Here is a 12,907-nt window from a genome sequence, read left to right on the forward strand (position 1 = left end):
ATCGTCGCCCATATCTAACCCGACTTTTAATTTTTCTTAATCGTCTTCTTTAACTATCTTTCAATATTTTTAGTTCTAAACCCAATAATTTTATTTAAAAAACTTCTGTTTGTATTTTCAATAACATTTCCATTTTTTTCTAAAATTTCTTCGAATTTATGTTTGCTTTCTTTGCTAGCAATATCAATAATTTTTCCGTTCGAATTATATTTGCTAGATAAGGCAAAATCATCTTTTACAACTTTCTCATTAGGAACTAATATAAATTCATCAATGATTTCGTGTGTTTCAATGTATTTTTGTTTTGTTTTATCTTTTTTTATGAATAAATTAACGATTTTACATGCTTTATCTTCAGTAATTAATACAGTTTCTTTTCCATTTTGCATAGATACTTCAATGAACTCATCTGCCTCAGAAAAATGTTCTTTTAAATATAACATTTCATTTTTTTCATCATACATTCTCCTTAATAATTTTAATTTAGGTTGTATTAATCCCAATTGTGATGTTCAAATACTTGTAGTGGCTCAAACTTAATTACATAGCCATTGTAGTATACATCTAATCCATATTTCATTTTATAATGCTCAATTGCTTTTAATACATAATTATTCGACACTTCAAAATGACATGCCATTTCATGTAAGTTACATATACCAGTATGAAAAGCATCAATAATACCGTCAAGGGTAATAACCATTTCACACCCTAAACGTCTTGCTTTTAATTCAAACTTTCTATTTAACATTTTAGATTGATCGCGTATATCACCATATGTAATTTTATGATGTGCCAATTCCTCTGCTAATATTTCTACCTTATGAACATGTTTGTTATTCGTATTAAGCAATATGATTTTATCCAAATTGATTCCGCCAAGTCCGTTAGGTAATACGTTCGTTTCTTTAATTTTTATGTTGTCGTAATCGATTAACATTTGTTCGAAACTCCCCATATATACAACTCCTTACTTATCGTCGTTATCCTGAATAAAACGAGCATATTCAATTACTTTCTTCCATTGTTCTTCTGTTAATTCACCGTCTAAGTGAGCAAGCAATAGTTTCAAAAGAATTTGTTTGTTGCTTTTCTTCTTTTTGAGATGACAAATCTTCGTCCATTAAATCATCTATACTAACTTTGAATATCGACGCGATTTCTGAAAGTGTTTTTAATTTAGGAGTGTATTTTCCTTTTTCCCATTCACTTATACTAGATGCACTTTTCTTACCAAGTTTATTTGCAAGGTCTATTTGTTCCATATCGTGTTTGTTTCTTAAGTATTTTAAGTTTTGGCTAAACATTGTTCATTACCTCCTAAATAGTTTCTACCTATAGTATACACGAAAATCGGAAATATACAACAGAAAAACCGAAATATTTTTTCGGAATAAATGTAATAAAAATCTTGATTTCGGAAATACCGAAATGATACACTGTGTTTAGTTAATAGAGGGGAGGTGCAGAAATGGACGACAATACGGTATTAACTTTACAGCAGTGGCGAGGGCTTCGTGGTTATTCTAAAGTTGATTTAGCTCGAAAGTCTGGTGTTACAGAAAGAACAATTTATAGTTTTGAAAAGGACATCGAGAACTTACACAATGCTAATTATCGTACTATAAAGAAAGTTGCCAATGCATTAGATATAAAGGTGGAAAATATTTTTTTGGATTACACTTCGGAAAAACTGAAGTAAAGTTAGGAGGAAAACAAATGCAAGAAATACAAACAATCAAAATTGAAAGTAACACAGAATTAGGGCTAGTTGTTTCAAGTAGAACTGTAGCAGAGGAGTTAGGAAAGAGACACGGTCATGTAATTGAAAGCTTAGAAGATATTATTTCAGAAAACCGAAATGTCGGTTCTCTAATTATACCGAGCACTTACAAAGTTAAGCGACAAAAAAGAAATTACAAAGAATACCTTTTAACCAAAGATGGTTTCACATTGTACATGTTCAACATTCAAGGTCATAACAATTTCAAAATGGCTTACATTAATATGTTCAATGAAATGGAACAACAAATTCAGAATAAATTACCTGGATCGTATAAAGAAGCATTAACTGAATTACTAGTAAAAGTTGAAGAAAACGAAAAGTTACAACTTGAAAACAATATGAGTAAACAGAAAATTGCTGAATACGAACCTAAAGCATCATATCTTGATTCAATTTTACAAAACAAAAGTTTAGTAACAGTGGGTCAAATCGCAAAAGATTATGGCATGTCCGCACAAGGACTAAACAAACTGCTTCACGATTTAAAAGTACAGTACAAACAATCTGGACAGTGGTTACTTTACTCAAAATTACACGATAAAGGTTATACACATTCGTCTACTACAGAAATTGAACATAAAGATGGAAGAACATCGGTGCGAATGAATACGAAATGGACGCAAAAAGGTCGTTTGTTCATATACAACTTACTAAAAGAAAATGACGTACTACCAACAATCGAACAATAGGAGGAAACGGAATGAAAGAATTACAAAAGAAGCAATTATTAAAAATTAATATGCAAGTTCATGAAGTTTTAGAAGAAGTAATTGATAAAAGCGGGACTTATGTAGACGCTAAAGATAATTTGAAAGAATTAAAAATCTCAGCAAAGTCTCATTTCAAAACTGAACATTTAGCAATTGTATACGAGAAAGCTCTAAAGGAATTAGAAGAAAAGATAAACGCCACTCTGATAAAAAAGTGACGTCCAAAAACTAGAATTGAATTGATTTAATTGAAGAAGTTTTAAAGGCTTTATAGCTATACTCATCACTTTGAATAAAGAACATGTCTACAGAAGAGTAAAATCCCATTATCCCAACGTGGATATCGTAAGTACCCAATGATTTAGGAGAATTATAATCACCATTCCAATTGTCTTCATACACTATCTTAGAATAAAAACCGTCTTCATCATCGTAGTTGACAATGCCAGTGATTACAGTTTCGTCAAAGACATCTATTGCTGAATCATCTAAAAATTCTAATGTATAAATTTTTTTCACATTAAACACCCCCTTTGCACACAGATAAGTAAATTATACCAGAAAGGAGTAGATTTAAATGGAATATATCGGATTTGCAGACGCAAAAGAGTTTATAAATATCAGTGGTATTTCTAGGGACGACCTTGAAGATAAAGTATATCCAAACGAAGAATTTCAAGAAGCGTGTATGTATCGATTTGGAAAAGGAAACAAACGTTACATCAAAGTAAGACCAAGAATCGATTTTATAGAACAGAAAATATTCATTAAAGAAACTAATTTATAAGGAGGGATTAAATGAGAGGTTTACTAGCATTATCAACAGCGGTAGTCATAATCTTCATAGCCTTGATGTTCACAAAGGACTTTATCCACTTGTTTCTAATCTACTGGATAGCCGTTTGCTTTAGCTACATGGCTTGGGACAGTTGGATTAACTATTTAAAGACAGAAAAAAGACTGAAAGCAAGGGTAGTTGCTAACAGTCAAGGCTTATCTATATAAAAAAGGAATCTATATAGATTATACCCCAAAACATAGGAGGTAATCAAATGCATAAACACAGACTATTAAATATAGCATCTGATTTGAATGAAAAACTAATCCATTCAGATATTGAAGGTAGCGTGACACTTCAACAATTTGAAGATGGTGAGTTCGGTGTTAGTCTCACATATTTTGAAAACACTTGTATCAAAAGTCATGAAACTCTATTCATCTTTGAACATTACACAACAGATGAAGGCATGAAAACGTTCGGACAGATGAAATATATATTGACTGGCGAAAGGTTGGTTACAGATGAAAGAAACAGTGACGTATCTAATCAAAGTTAAAGATGGGCCTTTCGACTTATACCTATCTAACAAGCCAATGACACCAGAAGATGCAAGTTACACACGCAATCGTAGTAGAGCAAGAGATTTCAACGGATTAGAAGATGCCAACATTGATATGACTGAACACACTGCTATTAAAAAAATTGTAACTGAACAAACGAAATATAAGGAGATTGAATATGACTGAAGAATTAAATTTATATCAAAAAATAGCTGATGTTAAAGCTAATATAGATGGATTTACTAAAGATACTAAAGGATACAATTTTACCTATGTATCTGGATCGCAAATATTACACAGAATTAGAACCAAAATGATTGAACATAATTTATTGCTTGTTCCTAGTACATCAAATGAAAAGTGGACTACACACACTTACAAAAATAAAAAAGGAAATGAAGTAATTGATTTCGTTGTAGAAATGGATTTGATTTATAAATGGATAAACGCAGACAAACCAGAAGAACAATTAGAAATTAACTATCACGCGTACGGTCAACAAAGTGATATTTCACAAGCGCATGGTACAGCGTTAACTTATGCAGAACGCTACTTCTTAATGAAATTCTTCAACATACCTACAGATGAAGATGATGCAGATGCTAAGCAAAAACAAGATAAGTATTCGAAGGTAGACCCTAAGAATATTGCTGAACTAGAAAACGAGATTACTATGTTTAGTGAGTTAATGAAATCTCTAGGTAAAGACGTATCTACAGATCAAGTAAAGCAACAACTAAAAATATCAGATATTAATCAACTTTCAAATAATCAAATAGCCGCAATGATATCGACATTAGATAAATGGAGTAAGCAATCAAAACCAAAGGAGAATGAATAATGAATATCGTAGCAATCACAGGAAGAATTACTAAAGACTTAGAGCTTAAACCAGCAGGAAAAACGCAAGTGATTAATTTTTCAATGGCAGTAGAAAATCCATATAAAAAGGATGATGCATCTTTCTTCGATATTGTTGCATTCGGTAAAACTGCAGAGTTACTCAATGAATATTGTGTTAAGGGTTCAAAAATTGGTGTGGATGGAACACTCAAACAAGACAGATTCACTGATAAAGAAGGTAACAATCGTTCTGTAGTACGTATCACTGCTAATCGAATTGAGTTCCTAGATGCCAAAGGGCAATCAAACGGACAAAATAAACAACAACAGCAAACACAACAACCTATAACACAAGATAATCCATTCGCAAATAGCAACGTAGACATTCAAGACGACGTTCCTTTCTAGGAGTGATTGAATGCCAATAATAAAAAATTACATCCAACAAGATGACGGCACAATAACTGCTGTCATCGAGGGTGTGACATTAGATAACAAAGAATTTCTACTACTAGATAATAGTTTAGACGTTGAATGTGAAGTGGTTGTTAACGATCCATATAAAATTACTGGTAAACAGCGACGAAAGATATTCGCGATGGTTAGAGATATTTATGAATACTATGGTCAACCTATGGATTACTTAAGATATATGTTCCAAAAGCAATTAGAGTTTCTGAATGGTTACGAACCCATATCTTTAAGTAACTGTAAGAGAAGACAAGCAAGTGAATTAATTCAGTTAATTTTAGATTTCATATTCGATAACAATATACCTATGAGGATAGCCACAAGCACCCTCATGACGAACGATAAGTATTTTCTATATAAATCTACGATTAACCGTAAATGCGTTATATGCGGTGCTCCAAATAGCGATTTAGCACATTATCAAGCAGTAGGTAGAGGGCGAAATAGAAATAAGATAAATCATTACGGAAACAAAGTATTAGCACTATGTAGAAAACATCACAACCAACAAGACGACATGGGAATGAATAGTTTTAATAATCTACATCATTTAGAAAATTCGTGGGTGGATGTAGATGACAAATTAAACAGTATGTTACGAGGTGAGAAACAATGATGATGCCTAGAATGATTAAATCAATAGACAGAAAAGCTATTGGATATAGAGTCGCATCACTTAGAGCAAGTGATGATTGGTCCCAAGAAAAATTTGCAAATATATTCAAAGCAAATAAAAGTATTGTAAGCAAATGGGAAAGAGGTATTCATTTACCTAGTATGGATAGATTAAGAAAAATGGAACGAATATTCAACGTAACTCTTGAATGGTTGTTATACGGAGAAGGTGAAGAAGATGGGCGAAGTATCTTGGATAAAACTTAAAGTTGGAATGTTTGATGATAGTAAGATTAAGTACATTGAAGCATTACCCGAAAGAGACACAATCATTACGCTTTGGGTTAAGTTGCTAACACTAGCTGGTAAATACAATGAACAAGGTTACATCATGTTATCAGAGAACTTACCTTACAACGAAGAAATGTTAGCAAATGAGTTTAATAGACCACTCAATTCAGTGAGATTAGCGCTACAAACTTTCCAAATATTAGGAATGATTGAAAGTAGCAGTGGTGTATTGAAAATATCTAACTGGGATAAACACCAAAATATTGAAGGTCTAGAAAAAATAAGAGAACAAAATAGGTTGCGTAAACAAAAACAAAGAGAAAAACAAAAGACATTACCCGATAGTCACGTGAAGTCACGTGACGGTCACGCAACAGAAGAAGAACTAGAACTAGAAGAAGAACTAGAAGTAGAAAAGAGAAATACATTGTCGAGCAACTCGACTGTGTATCCATATCAATCAGTTATTGAATATCTAAATAATAAAACTGGTAAGCATTACAAACCTACAACTAACAAAACACAAACTGTTATTAAAGCTAGATGCAACGAAGGATTTACAGAAGATGATTTTAAGAAGGTAATTGATAACAAAGCAACTGAATGGAAAGGAACAGACATGGAGAAGTTTCTAAGACCAGAAACACTATTCGGTAATAAGTTTGAAGGCTACCTTAACCAACAAGTAAGCAATAAGGAATCAGATGATAACCCTTATGCAAATCTATTTTAGGGAGTGAGTAAATGAATCCCTTTGAGAATATCGCAAGTAAAGTAGGATTTAAAAACAAAATAGTTAAACAAGAGAACAACTTGAAATGTGAAAAGTGTGGGCGTACTTATGATTACTACGAATTTGATAACGGTCAAATAGTAAAAGATGGTTGTGACTGCGAAATGATAGCACTAGCTAAACAACAGAAAGCAGAGTTTGAGAAGCGTAACAAATCAGCTAAAGCAAATAGCATATTCAAGAAATCAATTATTAATGATGATCTATCACAATGTACCTTTGATAACTATAAAGCTACTAATGAAGAATTAGTACGAGCTAAAGCATTATGTGAAAGATATGTGGAAAACTTCACGCTTGATAATAAACAGTCTCTATTGCCGCAAGGTTCATTTGGTACAGGTAAATCACACTTATCAATGTCAGTTGTAAAAGGTATTAGAGAAAAAGGTTACTCAGTCCTTTACATGAATGTTCCACAATTAATATCAACTATCAAAGGAACTTATAACAAAAATACTAATCTAACCGAGCAAGACTTTAACAGAATTATTAGTGAAGTAGATTTAATGGTGTTCGATGATTTCGGGATTAACATGAATGAATTTGCAACAGGTAAGATGTTTGAACTTATTGAATCAAGAGTTGGCAAACATAACATATACACTACTAATTTAAATGCACAGGAACTAAGCAAGAATAAAGACGCACAACGTATATTTAGCCGAATGATGTCTAACACAACATTAATCAAAATGAACGGTGCAGATTATCGAATGAGAGGTATTAATTTTGATAACTAAGAATTTTATTAAACAAAAACTTGAGTGTTCCGATATATATGCTCAGAAACTCATAGAAGTGTCGCAGGGAGACGACAACACATTGTACAACCTATTTATCCAAAAGTTAAATGAACGCCAAAGACGAATGGCTATTGTGGAGGTAAGGTAATTGGGATTAAGCACTGAATATGATTTGAAAGATAGTACAGGTAAAGTGGTTGGTTCTGTTATACCACTTAATAATAATACGAATAGGTTATTCGGATTATATAAACGATATGGATTAGATGAATTCATCGTTACAGATAACAGATTAGAAAAAATAAAGAAACATTTCAATTTAACTAGAGTAGATCAAACAAGCATATTTGATTTCATACAGGAGTGAAGACATGGAAACAATTGAATTGAAAGTTGATGCACCTATGTCATCACCTAGACCACGATTTAGGAACGCTGGCAAGTTTGTACAGACTTACATTCCTAAGAAGGATACAGACCATAAGAAAGACTTACAGTGGCAAATGCCAATGTTGATGATAGATGAACCAATCAAATTAACAATAGAGTTCCATTTCCCTTTGTTGAAGTCATGGAGCAAGAAGAAACATGTTGCGATGCTTGGACAATATAAGCGAACTAAACCTGATATAGATAACTTAATCAAAACAGTGTTAGATGTTGCGAATGGTCACTTATGGAATGACGACAATCAAATAGTAGAGATTACAAGTTTTAAGAAGTATGCAGAGGAACCAAAGATAATCATGCATATAGATATAGAAGGTGATACACATGGAAGAAACAATCACACTGAAAATTAAAGTTGAAGTTGAACAAGAGGTAACTGTATCTGTGGCAGACAATTATGATTTAGAAGGTATAAAAGAACGTGAAGCAGATAAATTGGCTGAGAAATATAAATGTAATCCAGAGTTATTAGGATTTGAAGATATTAAATTTAAGGACGTATCAGACGTTCAAGTTAAGGATTATTAGGAGGACGAACAATGATAACAATACATGCGTTTGGTAAAAATTATGACATTTTAGGTGAGAATTTAAAATGTGTAGAGCGGTACGGATTGAATCACACTACTTTGAGAAATAGATTAACTAAAGGTTGGACATTACATGAGGCATGTCAGGTTCCTAAGAGTGGAAGGCGAGAAGAATTTAGAGCTGAACAGAAGTTAAAAGCAATTGATTACGATCCTGAAGTTGCTAAAGAAAGATATATAGAAAATAAACATAAGATTGAAAGGCCGTGGTTATATGATGGCACACCACAAGTGCATACACGTGGTAGATACGTTCAAGGTTTAATGGAAAAAGACATATTTCCGAAAGTGGTGAAGTAGATGAAGATTAAAGATTTAGATATCGGCTACACTGTTTGGTTTATTAAACCAGGTAAAACTTTATCGGAATATGGATTAGTTAAAGAATTGATATACAACGATGGTGAACCACAAGCAGTTGTTGAAATGGGAGAATATACGAAAGTCATTGATGATACTTATGATATAGCGATAGGAAGTGGATACGATGGGACAGAAACAACTTTATGAATACGTGATATACAAAGGTGATGAAATTATATGTGCTTGGTACACGTAAGGAATGTGCAGAGAAGTTAGAGGTTAGCGAACAGACTATTGGATTCTTATCTTCTGGTGTGAATAAGAGACGTGCGGCGAATAGTAACAGACCGAATAGCATTAGGTTAATTGCAGAGAAAGTATTGATATCTGAAATAGAGAAAGAATTAGCGCTATGATCCTATCAGATCCTATAAAAATTAAGTGTAAATTAAATACATGTGGGTTACAGACACATGAAGTTGCACAGTTACTACGTGATAAAGGTGTTAAAGGATTCGTAATATCCTCGAATGATAGAAATGTAATCGTAGCAGTACCACGTGAGGATATAAAAATGAACAGGAAGATAATGGAGGGGATAAGAGAATTAAGAGAGAAGTTTCTCTCTTAATTAGTAAGTATCTCAGATAGATGTTTTAATAATCCATCTCGATATTCAATATGCTCATTAATAACAGCTCTTGAAGTTCTTAACTCAATGTCTAGACCATCGGCAAAAGTGAATCGGTTTTTCCTTAAAAAGTATAAATAAAACTCAGTAGCACCGTATGATTCTAAATATATAGGTAGTTGAGTAGTTTTGATTGGTTGATTCATTTTAGTGCCACCTGTAATAAATAATTCTCTATTATCACAATATTCCTCATTGATGCTTAGGCCAGAAATTGCAATTGGTTCTGAGGAGTTATTAATGATACGTATTTGAGTATAGTACCCGGAGTTTGGAACATGATAAATATTTAAAAATTCATAATAGATATTAAACTTTTGTCGTTCCCAAGTTCTTAAGTAATTAAAAGCAGTTAAAAACATCATTGCGAATGAAATGAATAACGAAAGTAAACTAATAAAAAGCGTCATAGAAATCCTCCTTAATAATAAAAATATACCGGAGTTGATATATAAATGGAAGAACATTCAATGAATTATATAAAAAGAAAACTACCTTTTATACAGCACAATGATAATAAACAATGTAAAACCTGTTTTCAGTGCCCTAATTGCTTAAGTTATGAAACTGACAAAGAACATATATTTGATGAATCAACAATATTTTATATAAAACGTATTTGTTATGACTGTGGTTACTCAACCGTATACAAAGCATTTACTAAAAGGAGTGATGGCGAGTGACACATTTAACCTTACATGAAGAAATTTACAAAACTAGAATAGAATACCAAAAAATGAAAGCAGAACGCGACACACTTATCGATGATTTGTCTTGGTATAAAGCAAAGGTTAGTAGGTTGGAACGTGAGATTAAAGACTTCGAGAAAGATTATGAAATGGTCACTACTAACTGTATCTACTGGGAAGATAAAGCGCACTGGTTGGAAGATGAAAGTTCTAAATATATTAACCTTCTATCCGAAATCTCCCAACACATCGGCAACAAACCATCGAGCAGACAAGTATAAGTATTTTAGAGCGAAGTTGGATGGGTTAGGGATTAAGGAGGGGGCAGATAATGATTGAAGGTAAAATAATCACTTATTATTTAAGAGAATATGAATTTATGTTGAACGAGTTAAGAGATTTTGCAGAATGGCGAAGAGAAAATTTCGATAAACGCGAATGGGAATATAAAGGGAAGTTGCCCACTAAAGCGAAACTAAAAAGAACGAGAATGATTTTGAATGAATTGATGATGAAAGTAGAAAGTTAAGGAGGACAAGTAGATGGCACACGCTAAAGGTTTAATAACACATTTAAATTCTGTTTTCTACGATGAATATAAAAAAAGTCAAGCATAGAAGATATAGCAAAATTTTATGGGTTGCCAAAGTTAACTATACGCAAAGGAATACAAAAAGAGAAAATCAGATTAAGTGAGGACAAACAAAAATGACTAACACACTACAAATAAAACTACTAAGCGACAACGCAACGAAACCTAAACGAGCAGATGATGAATCAGCTGGTTACGACATATACGCAAGCAGAAACAGTGATACTTGAACCACAACAAAAAGCATTAGTTGCTACTGATCTAGCAGTGAACATTCCTAAAGGGTATGTGGGGTTACTGACAAGTAGAAGTGGTGTGAGTAGTAAGACACACCTTGTAGTTGAGACGGGTAAGATTGATGCAGGATTTCAAGGTCATATGAGGATTAATGTTAAGAATGATATGGATATCTCAAATGTGGCAACAACTAAAGCAGTTTTAAATGGTGAAAGATCATATTCATTATTAGATGTATCAGGAGAACGTATCGGTTTTTCAACAAATATGAATTGCTACAAAATCAACAAAGGCGACCGATTAGCACAGTTAGTTATCGTACCTATATGGACACCAGAGTTAGTACCAGTTAAGGAGTTTAGCAATGAAACAGCAAGAGGAGAAAAAGGGTTTGGTTCAAGTGGAACAAGATAAAGACATACTAGATAAAGTTAAGGAAGTGTTACAGCGTGACTAATTATCTTATAAGACACATAACCGACTCTACCAACCACACCTTCACTGAAGTCATCAAGCCACGAGAGAATGAGCGTTACGAGATTGTGAGTGCAGAGAGTAAGGCAGAGGCAAAAGAATTATATAGACAAGCTCAATTAAGAAACGGGATTATTAGTTTAAGTAAAGGTATGAGAAATATGCGTAAAGCTATGCAAGGGAAGGACAGTGAGTGATGTTAATTAATAGCATATTGTTAATGGCGATTCTTATAGCTTGGATGATAGTAAATGATTTATTCGGTAGCAGACTTAGAACAGAAACTAAAGTGTTGGGACGTATGATGATAACGGTGGGTATGATAGTTCAATTGTATGTACAGGTAAGAATATTATTTTTCTAGGAGGACGAATAAATGATTATAAAAATAAGAAGTCAATCTGGGAAGAATTACTATGCTACCTATGAAACTGACGACTTTAAAAAATAGTGGAAATGATTTTAAAAAGTGGAATGATTCATATAAAAGTATTAGATAAACAAAATCGTAAAGGGTTATTAAAGGTTACTGAAATAGAAAGTTTTATTGAGGAGGACGATGAATGACAAGGTACATGTTAAAACCACCATTTAATGTGAGTATTGGAGATAGAGTCGATGGGCCAGGTAAGGTGTATGATATTAAAAAATTAAAACATCCAGTTGTTATAGGGGACAAGAAACATAAGTATATTGAAATGAATACACAACACTTTATGACCAAGAAATTTATTGAAGATAACTTCACCAAAGGAACATACAAATCTGAAACACCCAAACGCATACTCAAAACATTACTAATCATAGCAGTATACGAGTTAAGTAAATACGTTACGAACGCAATCATTATTAAGTTACAGGCTAACGATACGGTGGATAAATTTCCAATGGATTATGTGGATTGAAGATAGGGGCGATTACTCGCCCTTTTGATTACTAAATCCAAGGATAGTGTGGTTTTTTGTCGCTTGAATTAATATAACCTATTGAGTTATATGAAACAACTACTCTACTACGATCAGATAATATTAGTTCGACTGAGTCGCCATCGAAGGGGTTAAAATTGATAACATTATAAGTTCTTCCCGCAGTAGTTACAGAAGCAAATAAATTTTGGTTTCTTGTGTAGCTTAAGTGATTATGAACTACGTATTTATCCATACTCTATTTCACCGCCATTCTAATAAAATCATTGTAAGTATACCAAAGTATAAATTCAATAGAAAGGATGGATTAAAAGTGGGGGTAGTATCTATTATTTTAGCTCTTTTAACTATATTTAGTT

The 12,907-nt window shown here is 32.7% G+C and carries 30 protein-coding genes; 24 read left to right on the top strand and 6 right to left on the bottom strand.

All coding sequences use genetic code 11. From position 1 onward, the window contains the following. Nucleotides 1–53: 53 nt before the first annotated feature. From ABLV90_RS09515 to ABLV90_RS09525, 3 genes are all read right to left on the bottom strand, one after another. Nucleotides 54–464: a hypothetical protein gene (locus ABLV90_RS09515; protein ID WP_460872547.1), complete on the bottom strand. Its 411-nt coding sequence runs from the start codon at nt 462–464 to the stop codon at nt 54–56. A gap of 29 nt (nt 465–493) precedes the next feature. After that, complete coding sequence (locus ABLV90_RS09520) at nt 494–958, bottom strand: ImmA/IrrE family metallo-endopeptidase (RefSeq protein ID WP_427707672.1); 465 nt, start codon at nt 956–958, stop codon at nt 494–496. A gap of 82 nt (nt 959–1,040) precedes the next feature. Next, nucleotides 1,041–1,307: a helix-turn-helix transcriptional regulator gene (locus tag ABLV90_RS09525; RefSeq protein WP_460872548.1), complete on the bottom strand. Its 267-nt coding sequence runs from the start codon at nt 1,305–1,307 to the stop codon at nt 1,041–1,043. Between the two features lie 164 nt (nt 1,308–1,471). Between ABLV90_RS09525 and ABLV90_RS09530 the strand changes: the two genes are divergently transcribed. Genes ABLV90_RS09530 through ABLV90_RS09540 form a run of 3 tightly spaced genes read left to right on the top strand, consistent with a single transcriptional unit; the run spans nt 1,472 to nt 2,714 of the window. Further along, nucleotides 1,472–1,702, top strand: a complete 231-nt coding sequence (locus tag ABLV90_RS09530; RefSeq protein ID WP_427707676.1) for a helix-turn-helix transcriptional regulator — start codon at nt 1,472–1,474, stop codon at nt 1,700–1,702. A 17-nt stretch (nt 1,703–1,719) separates the two neighbouring features. Then, nucleotides 1,720–2,475 (top strand): phage antirepressor KilAC domain-containing protein, encoded by a 756-nt coding sequence (locus ABLV90_RS09535; RefSeq protein ID WP_427707678.1) that lies wholly within the window; start codon nt 1,720–1,722, stop codon nt 2,473–2,475. Nucleotides 2,476–2,486: 11 nt separating this feature from the next. Next, nucleotides 2,487–2,714, top strand: a complete 228-nt coding sequence (locus ABLV90_RS09540; RefSeq protein ID WP_427707680.1) for a transcriptional regulator — start codon at nt 2,487–2,489, stop codon at nt 2,712–2,714. A 10-nt stretch (nt 2,715–2,724) separates the two neighbouring features. Here the strand turns inward: ABLV90_RS09540 and ABLV90_RS09545 are convergent, their stop codons facing one another. Next, nucleotides 2,725–3,015 (bottom strand): hypothetical protein, encoded by a 291-nt coding sequence (locus tag ABLV90_RS09545; protein ID WP_427707682.1) that lies wholly within the window; start codon nt 3,013–3,015, stop codon nt 2,725–2,727. A 58-nt stretch (nt 3,016–3,073) separates the two neighbouring features. Here ABLV90_RS09545 and ABLV90_RS09550 point away from each other — a divergent pair, with 58 nt between their 5' ends. The 16 genes from ABLV90_RS09550 to ABLV90_RS09625 all read left to right on the top strand — a co-directional run bounded on the left by ABLV90_RS09550 (nt 3,074) and on the right by ABLV90_RS09625 (nt 9,355). Continuing rightward, complete coding sequence (locus ABLV90_RS09550) at nt 3,074–3,283, top strand: hypothetical protein (protein ID WP_460872549.1); 210 nt, start codon at nt 3,074–3,076, stop codon at nt 3,281–3,283. A 265-nt stretch (nt 3,284–3,548) separates the two neighbouring features. Further along, nucleotides 3,549–3,833 carry a hypothetical protein gene (locus ABLV90_RS09555; protein WP_427707684.1) on the top strand — a complete coding sequence of 95 codons (285 nt, stop codon included), beginning with the start codon at nt 3,549–3,551 and terminating at the stop codon, nt 3,831–3,833. Then, complete coding sequence (locus tag ABLV90_RS09560; protein WP_460872550.1) at nt 3,799–4,023, top strand: DUF2483 family protein; 225 nt, start codon at nt 3,799–3,801, stop codon at nt 4,021–4,023. The genes ABLV90_RS09555 and ABLV90_RS09560 overlap by 35 nt, the downstream gene beginning before the upstream one ends. Continuing rightward, nucleotides 4,016–4,678, top strand: a complete 663-nt coding sequence (locus ABLV90_RS09565; RefSeq protein ID WP_427707689.1) for an ERF family protein — start codon at nt 4,016–4,018, stop codon at nt 4,676–4,678. The genes ABLV90_RS09560 and ABLV90_RS09565 overlap by 8 nt, the downstream gene beginning before the upstream one ends. Beyond that, a complete protein-coding gene (locus ABLV90_RS09570) occupies nt 4,675–5,088 on the top strand; it encodes a single-stranded DNA-binding protein (protein WP_427708349.1) in 414 nt (137 codons plus the stop codon). Before ABLV90_RS09565 ends, ABLV90_RS09570 begins: the two co-directional genes overlap by 4 nt. Before the next feature lie 10 nt (nt 5,089–5,098). Beyond that, on the top strand, nt 5,099–5,767 hold the full coding sequence (locus ABLV90_RS09575; protein ID WP_460872551.1) for a putative HNHc nuclease: 669 nt from the start codon (nt 5,099–5,101) through the stop codon (nt 5,765–5,767). After that, a complete protein-coding gene (locus ABLV90_RS09580) occupies nt 5,764–6,033 on the top strand; it encodes a helix-turn-helix domain-containing protein (RefSeq protein ID WP_427707693.1) in 270 nt (89 codons plus the stop codon). Before ABLV90_RS09575 ends, ABLV90_RS09580 begins: the two co-directional genes overlap by 4 nt. Next, nucleotides 6,005–6,790, top strand: coding sequence for a phage replisome organizer N-terminal domain-containing protein (locus ABLV90_RS09585; protein ID WP_427707696.1), 786 nt, complete (start codon nt 6,005–6,007; stop codon nt 6,788–6,790). The genes ABLV90_RS09580 and ABLV90_RS09585 overlap by 29 nt, the downstream gene beginning before the upstream one ends. Before the next feature lie 11 nt (nt 6,791–6,801). Then, nucleotides 6,802–7,593, top strand: a complete 792-nt coding sequence (locus ABLV90_RS09590; protein WP_460872552.1) for an ATP-binding protein — start codon at nt 6,802–6,804, stop codon at nt 7,591–7,593. After that, on the top strand, nt 7,583–7,744 hold the full coding sequence (locus ABLV90_RS09595; RefSeq protein ID WP_427707700.1) for a hypothetical protein: 162 nt from the start codon (nt 7,583–7,585) through the stop codon (nt 7,742–7,744). The genes ABLV90_RS09590 and ABLV90_RS09595 overlap by 11 nt, the downstream gene beginning before the upstream one ends. Next, nucleotides 7,745–7,963 carry a hypothetical protein gene (locus ABLV90_RS09600; RefSeq protein WP_251469797.1) on the top strand — a complete coding sequence of 73 codons (219 nt, stop codon included), beginning with the start codon at nt 7,745–7,747 and terminating at the stop codon, nt 7,961–7,963. Between the two features lie 4 nt (nt 7,964–7,967). Beyond that, on the top strand, nt 7,968–8,399 hold the full coding sequence (locus ABLV90_RS09605) for a RusA family crossover junction endodeoxyribonuclease (RefSeq protein ID WP_460872553.1): 432 nt from the start codon (nt 7,968–7,970) through the stop codon (nt 8,397–8,399). Next, nucleotides 8,371–8,574 carry a hypothetical protein gene (locus tag ABLV90_RS09610; RefSeq protein ID WP_427707704.1) on the top strand — a complete coding sequence of 68 codons (204 nt, stop codon included), beginning with the start codon at nt 8,371–8,373 and terminating at the stop codon, nt 8,572–8,574. Before ABLV90_RS09605 ends, ABLV90_RS09610 begins: the two co-directional genes overlap by 29 nt. Nucleotides 8,575–8,585: 11 nt before the next feature. Continuing rightward, a complete protein-coding gene (locus ABLV90_RS09615; RefSeq protein ID WP_427707706.1) occupies nt 8,586–8,936 on the top strand; it encodes an SA1788 family PVL leukocidin-associated protein in 351 nt (116 codons plus the stop codon). Beyond that, complete coding sequence (locus ABLV90_RS09620; protein ID WP_427707708.1) at nt 8,937–9,146, top strand: hypothetical protein; 210 nt, start codon at nt 8,937–8,939, stop codon at nt 9,144–9,146. A 17-nt stretch (nt 9,147–9,163) separates the two neighbouring features. Continuing rightward, nucleotides 9,164–9,355 carry a hypothetical protein gene (locus ABLV90_RS09625; protein ID WP_460872554.1) on the top strand — a complete coding sequence of 64 codons (192 nt, stop codon included), beginning with the start codon at nt 9,164–9,166 and terminating at the stop codon, nt 9,353–9,355. Nucleotides 9,356–9,566: 211 nt separating this feature from the next. Here ABLV90_RS09625 and ABLV90_RS09630 read toward each other — a convergent pair whose 3' ends face one another. Then, nucleotides 9,567–10,040: a hypothetical protein gene (locus ABLV90_RS09630; RefSeq protein WP_427707712.1), complete on the bottom strand. Its 474-nt coding sequence runs from the start codon at nt 10,038–10,040 to the stop codon at nt 9,567–9,569. A gap of 269 nt (nt 10,041–10,309) precedes the next feature. On the opposite strand from ABLV90_RS09630, the gene ABLV90_RS09635 reads away from it, so the two are divergent. The 5 genes from ABLV90_RS09635 to rinB all read left to right on the top strand — a co-directional run bounded on the left by ABLV90_RS09635 (nt 10,310) and on the right by rinB (nt 12,527). Further along, complete coding sequence (locus ABLV90_RS09635) at nt 10,310–10,600, top strand: hypothetical protein (protein WP_460872555.1); 291 nt, start codon at nt 10,310–10,312, stop codon at nt 10,598–10,600. 50 nt (nt 10,601–10,650) lie between these two features. Continuing rightward, nucleotides 10,651–10,848, top strand: a complete 198-nt coding sequence (locus ABLV90_RS09640; protein ID WP_427707716.1) for a hypothetical protein — start codon at nt 10,651–10,653, stop codon at nt 10,846–10,848. A gap of 240 nt (nt 10,849–11,088) precedes the next feature. Continuing rightward, nucleotides 11,089–11,562 (top strand): dUTP diphosphatase, encoded by a 474-nt coding sequence (locus tag ABLV90_RS09645; RefSeq protein WP_460872556.1) that lies wholly within the window; start codon nt 11,089–11,091, stop codon nt 11,560–11,562. Between the two features lie 128 nt (nt 11,563–11,690). Then, nucleotides 11,691–11,819 carry a hypothetical protein gene (locus ABLV90_RS09650; protein WP_460872557.1) on the top strand — a complete coding sequence of 43 codons (129 nt, stop codon included), beginning with the start codon at nt 11,691–11,693 and terminating at the stop codon, nt 11,817–11,819. Nucleotides 11,820–12,185: 366 nt separating this feature from the next. Next, nucleotides 12,186–12,527, top strand: a complete 342-nt coding sequence (gene rinB, locus ABLV90_RS09655) for a transcriptional activator RinB (protein WP_460872558.1) — start codon at nt 12,186–12,188, stop codon at nt 12,525–12,527. A gap of 31 nt (nt 12,528–12,558) precedes the next feature. Here rinB and ABLV90_RS09660 read toward each other — a convergent pair whose 3' ends face one another. Further along, complete coding sequence (locus ABLV90_RS09660) at nt 12,559–12,783, bottom strand: hypothetical protein (protein WP_427707722.1); 225 nt, start codon at nt 12,781–12,783, stop codon at nt 12,559–12,561. Nucleotides 12,784–12,907: the final 124 nt, after the last annotated feature.

Source organism: Staphylococcus sp. 2S1 (assembly GCF_046721335.1).
Classification (GTDB): Bacteria; Bacillota; Bacilli; order Staphylococcales; family Staphylococcaceae; genus Staphylococcus; species Staphylococcus equorum_A.

Coding starts and splice junctions, on each gene's coding strand:
- ABLV90_RS09660 (WP_427707722.1), bottom strand. CDS start 12,783: ATGGATAAATACGTAGTTCATAATCACTTAAGCTACACAAGAAACCAA.
- ABLV90_RS09555 (WP_427707684.1), top strand. CDS start 3,549: ATGCATAAACACAGACTATTAAATATAGCATCTGATTTGAATGAAAAA.
- ABLV90_RS09605 (WP_460872553.1), top strand. CDS start 7,968: ATGGAAACAATTGAATTGAAAGTTGATGCACCTATGTCATCACCTAGA.
- ABLV90_RS09590 (WP_460872552.1), top strand. CDS start 6,802: ATGAATCCCTTTGAGAATATCGCAAGTAAAGTAGGATTTAAAAACAAA.
- ABLV90_RS09640 (WP_427707716.1), top strand. CDS start 10,651: ATGATTGAAGGTAAAATAATCACTTATTATTTAAGAGAATATGAATTT.
- ABLV90_RS09585 (WP_427707696.1), top strand. CDS start 6,005: ATGGGCGAAGTATCTTGGATAAAACTTAAAGTTGGAATGTTTGATGAT.
- ABLV90_RS09615 (WP_427707706.1), top strand. CDS start 8,586: ATGATAACAATACATGCGTTTGGTAAAAATTATGACATTTTAGGTGAG.
- ABLV90_RS09620 (WP_427707708.1), top strand. CDS start 8,937: ATGAAGATTAAAGATTTAGATATCGGCTACACTGTTTGGTTTATTAAA.
- ABLV90_RS09535 (WP_427707678.1), top strand. CDS start 1,720: ATGCAAGAAATACAAACAATCAAAATTGAAAGTAACACAGAATTAGGG.
- ABLV90_RS09580 (WP_427707693.1), top strand. CDS start 5,764: ATGATGATGCCTAGAATGATTAAATCAATAGACAGAAAAGCTATTGGA.
- ABLV90_RS09530 (WP_427707676.1), top strand. CDS start 1,472: ATGGACGACAATACGGTATTAACTTTACAGCAGTGGCGAGGGCTTCGT.
- rinB (WP_460872558.1), top strand. CDS start 12,186: ATGACAAGGTACATGTTAAAACCACCATTTAATGTGAGTATTGGAGAT.
- ABLV90_RS09525 (WP_460872548.1), bottom strand. CDS start 1,307: ATGTTTAGCCAAAACTTAAAATACTTAAGAAACAAACACGATATGGAA.
- ABLV90_RS09550 (WP_460872549.1), top strand. CDS start 3,074: ATGGAATATATCGGATTTGCAGACGCAAAAGAGTTTATAAATATCAGT.
- ABLV90_RS09630 (WP_427707712.1), bottom strand. CDS start 10,040: ATGACGCTTTTTATTAGTTTACTTTCGTTATTCATTTCATTCGCAATG.
- ABLV90_RS09540 (WP_427707680.1), top strand. CDS start 2,487: ATGAAAGAATTACAAAAGAAGCAATTATTAAAAATTAATATGCAAGTT.
- ABLV90_RS09610 (WP_427707704.1), top strand. CDS start 8,371: ATGGAAGAAACAATCACACTGAAAATTAAAGTTGAAGTTGAACAAGAG.
- ABLV90_RS09515 (WP_460872547.1), bottom strand. CDS start 464: ATGTATGATGAAAAAAATGAAATGTTATATTTAAAAGAACATTTTTCT.
- ABLV90_RS09520 (WP_427707672.1), bottom strand. CDS start 958: ATGGGGAGTTTCGAACAAATGTTAATCGATTACGACAACATAAAAATT.
- ABLV90_RS09560 (WP_460872550.1), top strand. CDS start 3,799: ATGAAAGAAACAGTGACGTATCTAATCAAAGTTAAAGATGGGCCTTTC.
- ABLV90_RS09645 (WP_460872556.1), top strand. CDS start 11,089: ATGATGAATCAGCTGGTTACGACATATACGCAAGCAGAAACAGTGATA.
- ABLV90_RS09565 (WP_427707689.1), top strand. CDS start 4,016: ATGACTGAAGAATTAAATTTATATCAAAAAATAGCTGATGTTAAAGCT.
- ABLV90_RS09575 (WP_460872551.1), top strand. CDS start 5,099: ATGCCAATAATAAAAAATTACATCCAACAAGATGACGGCACAATAACT.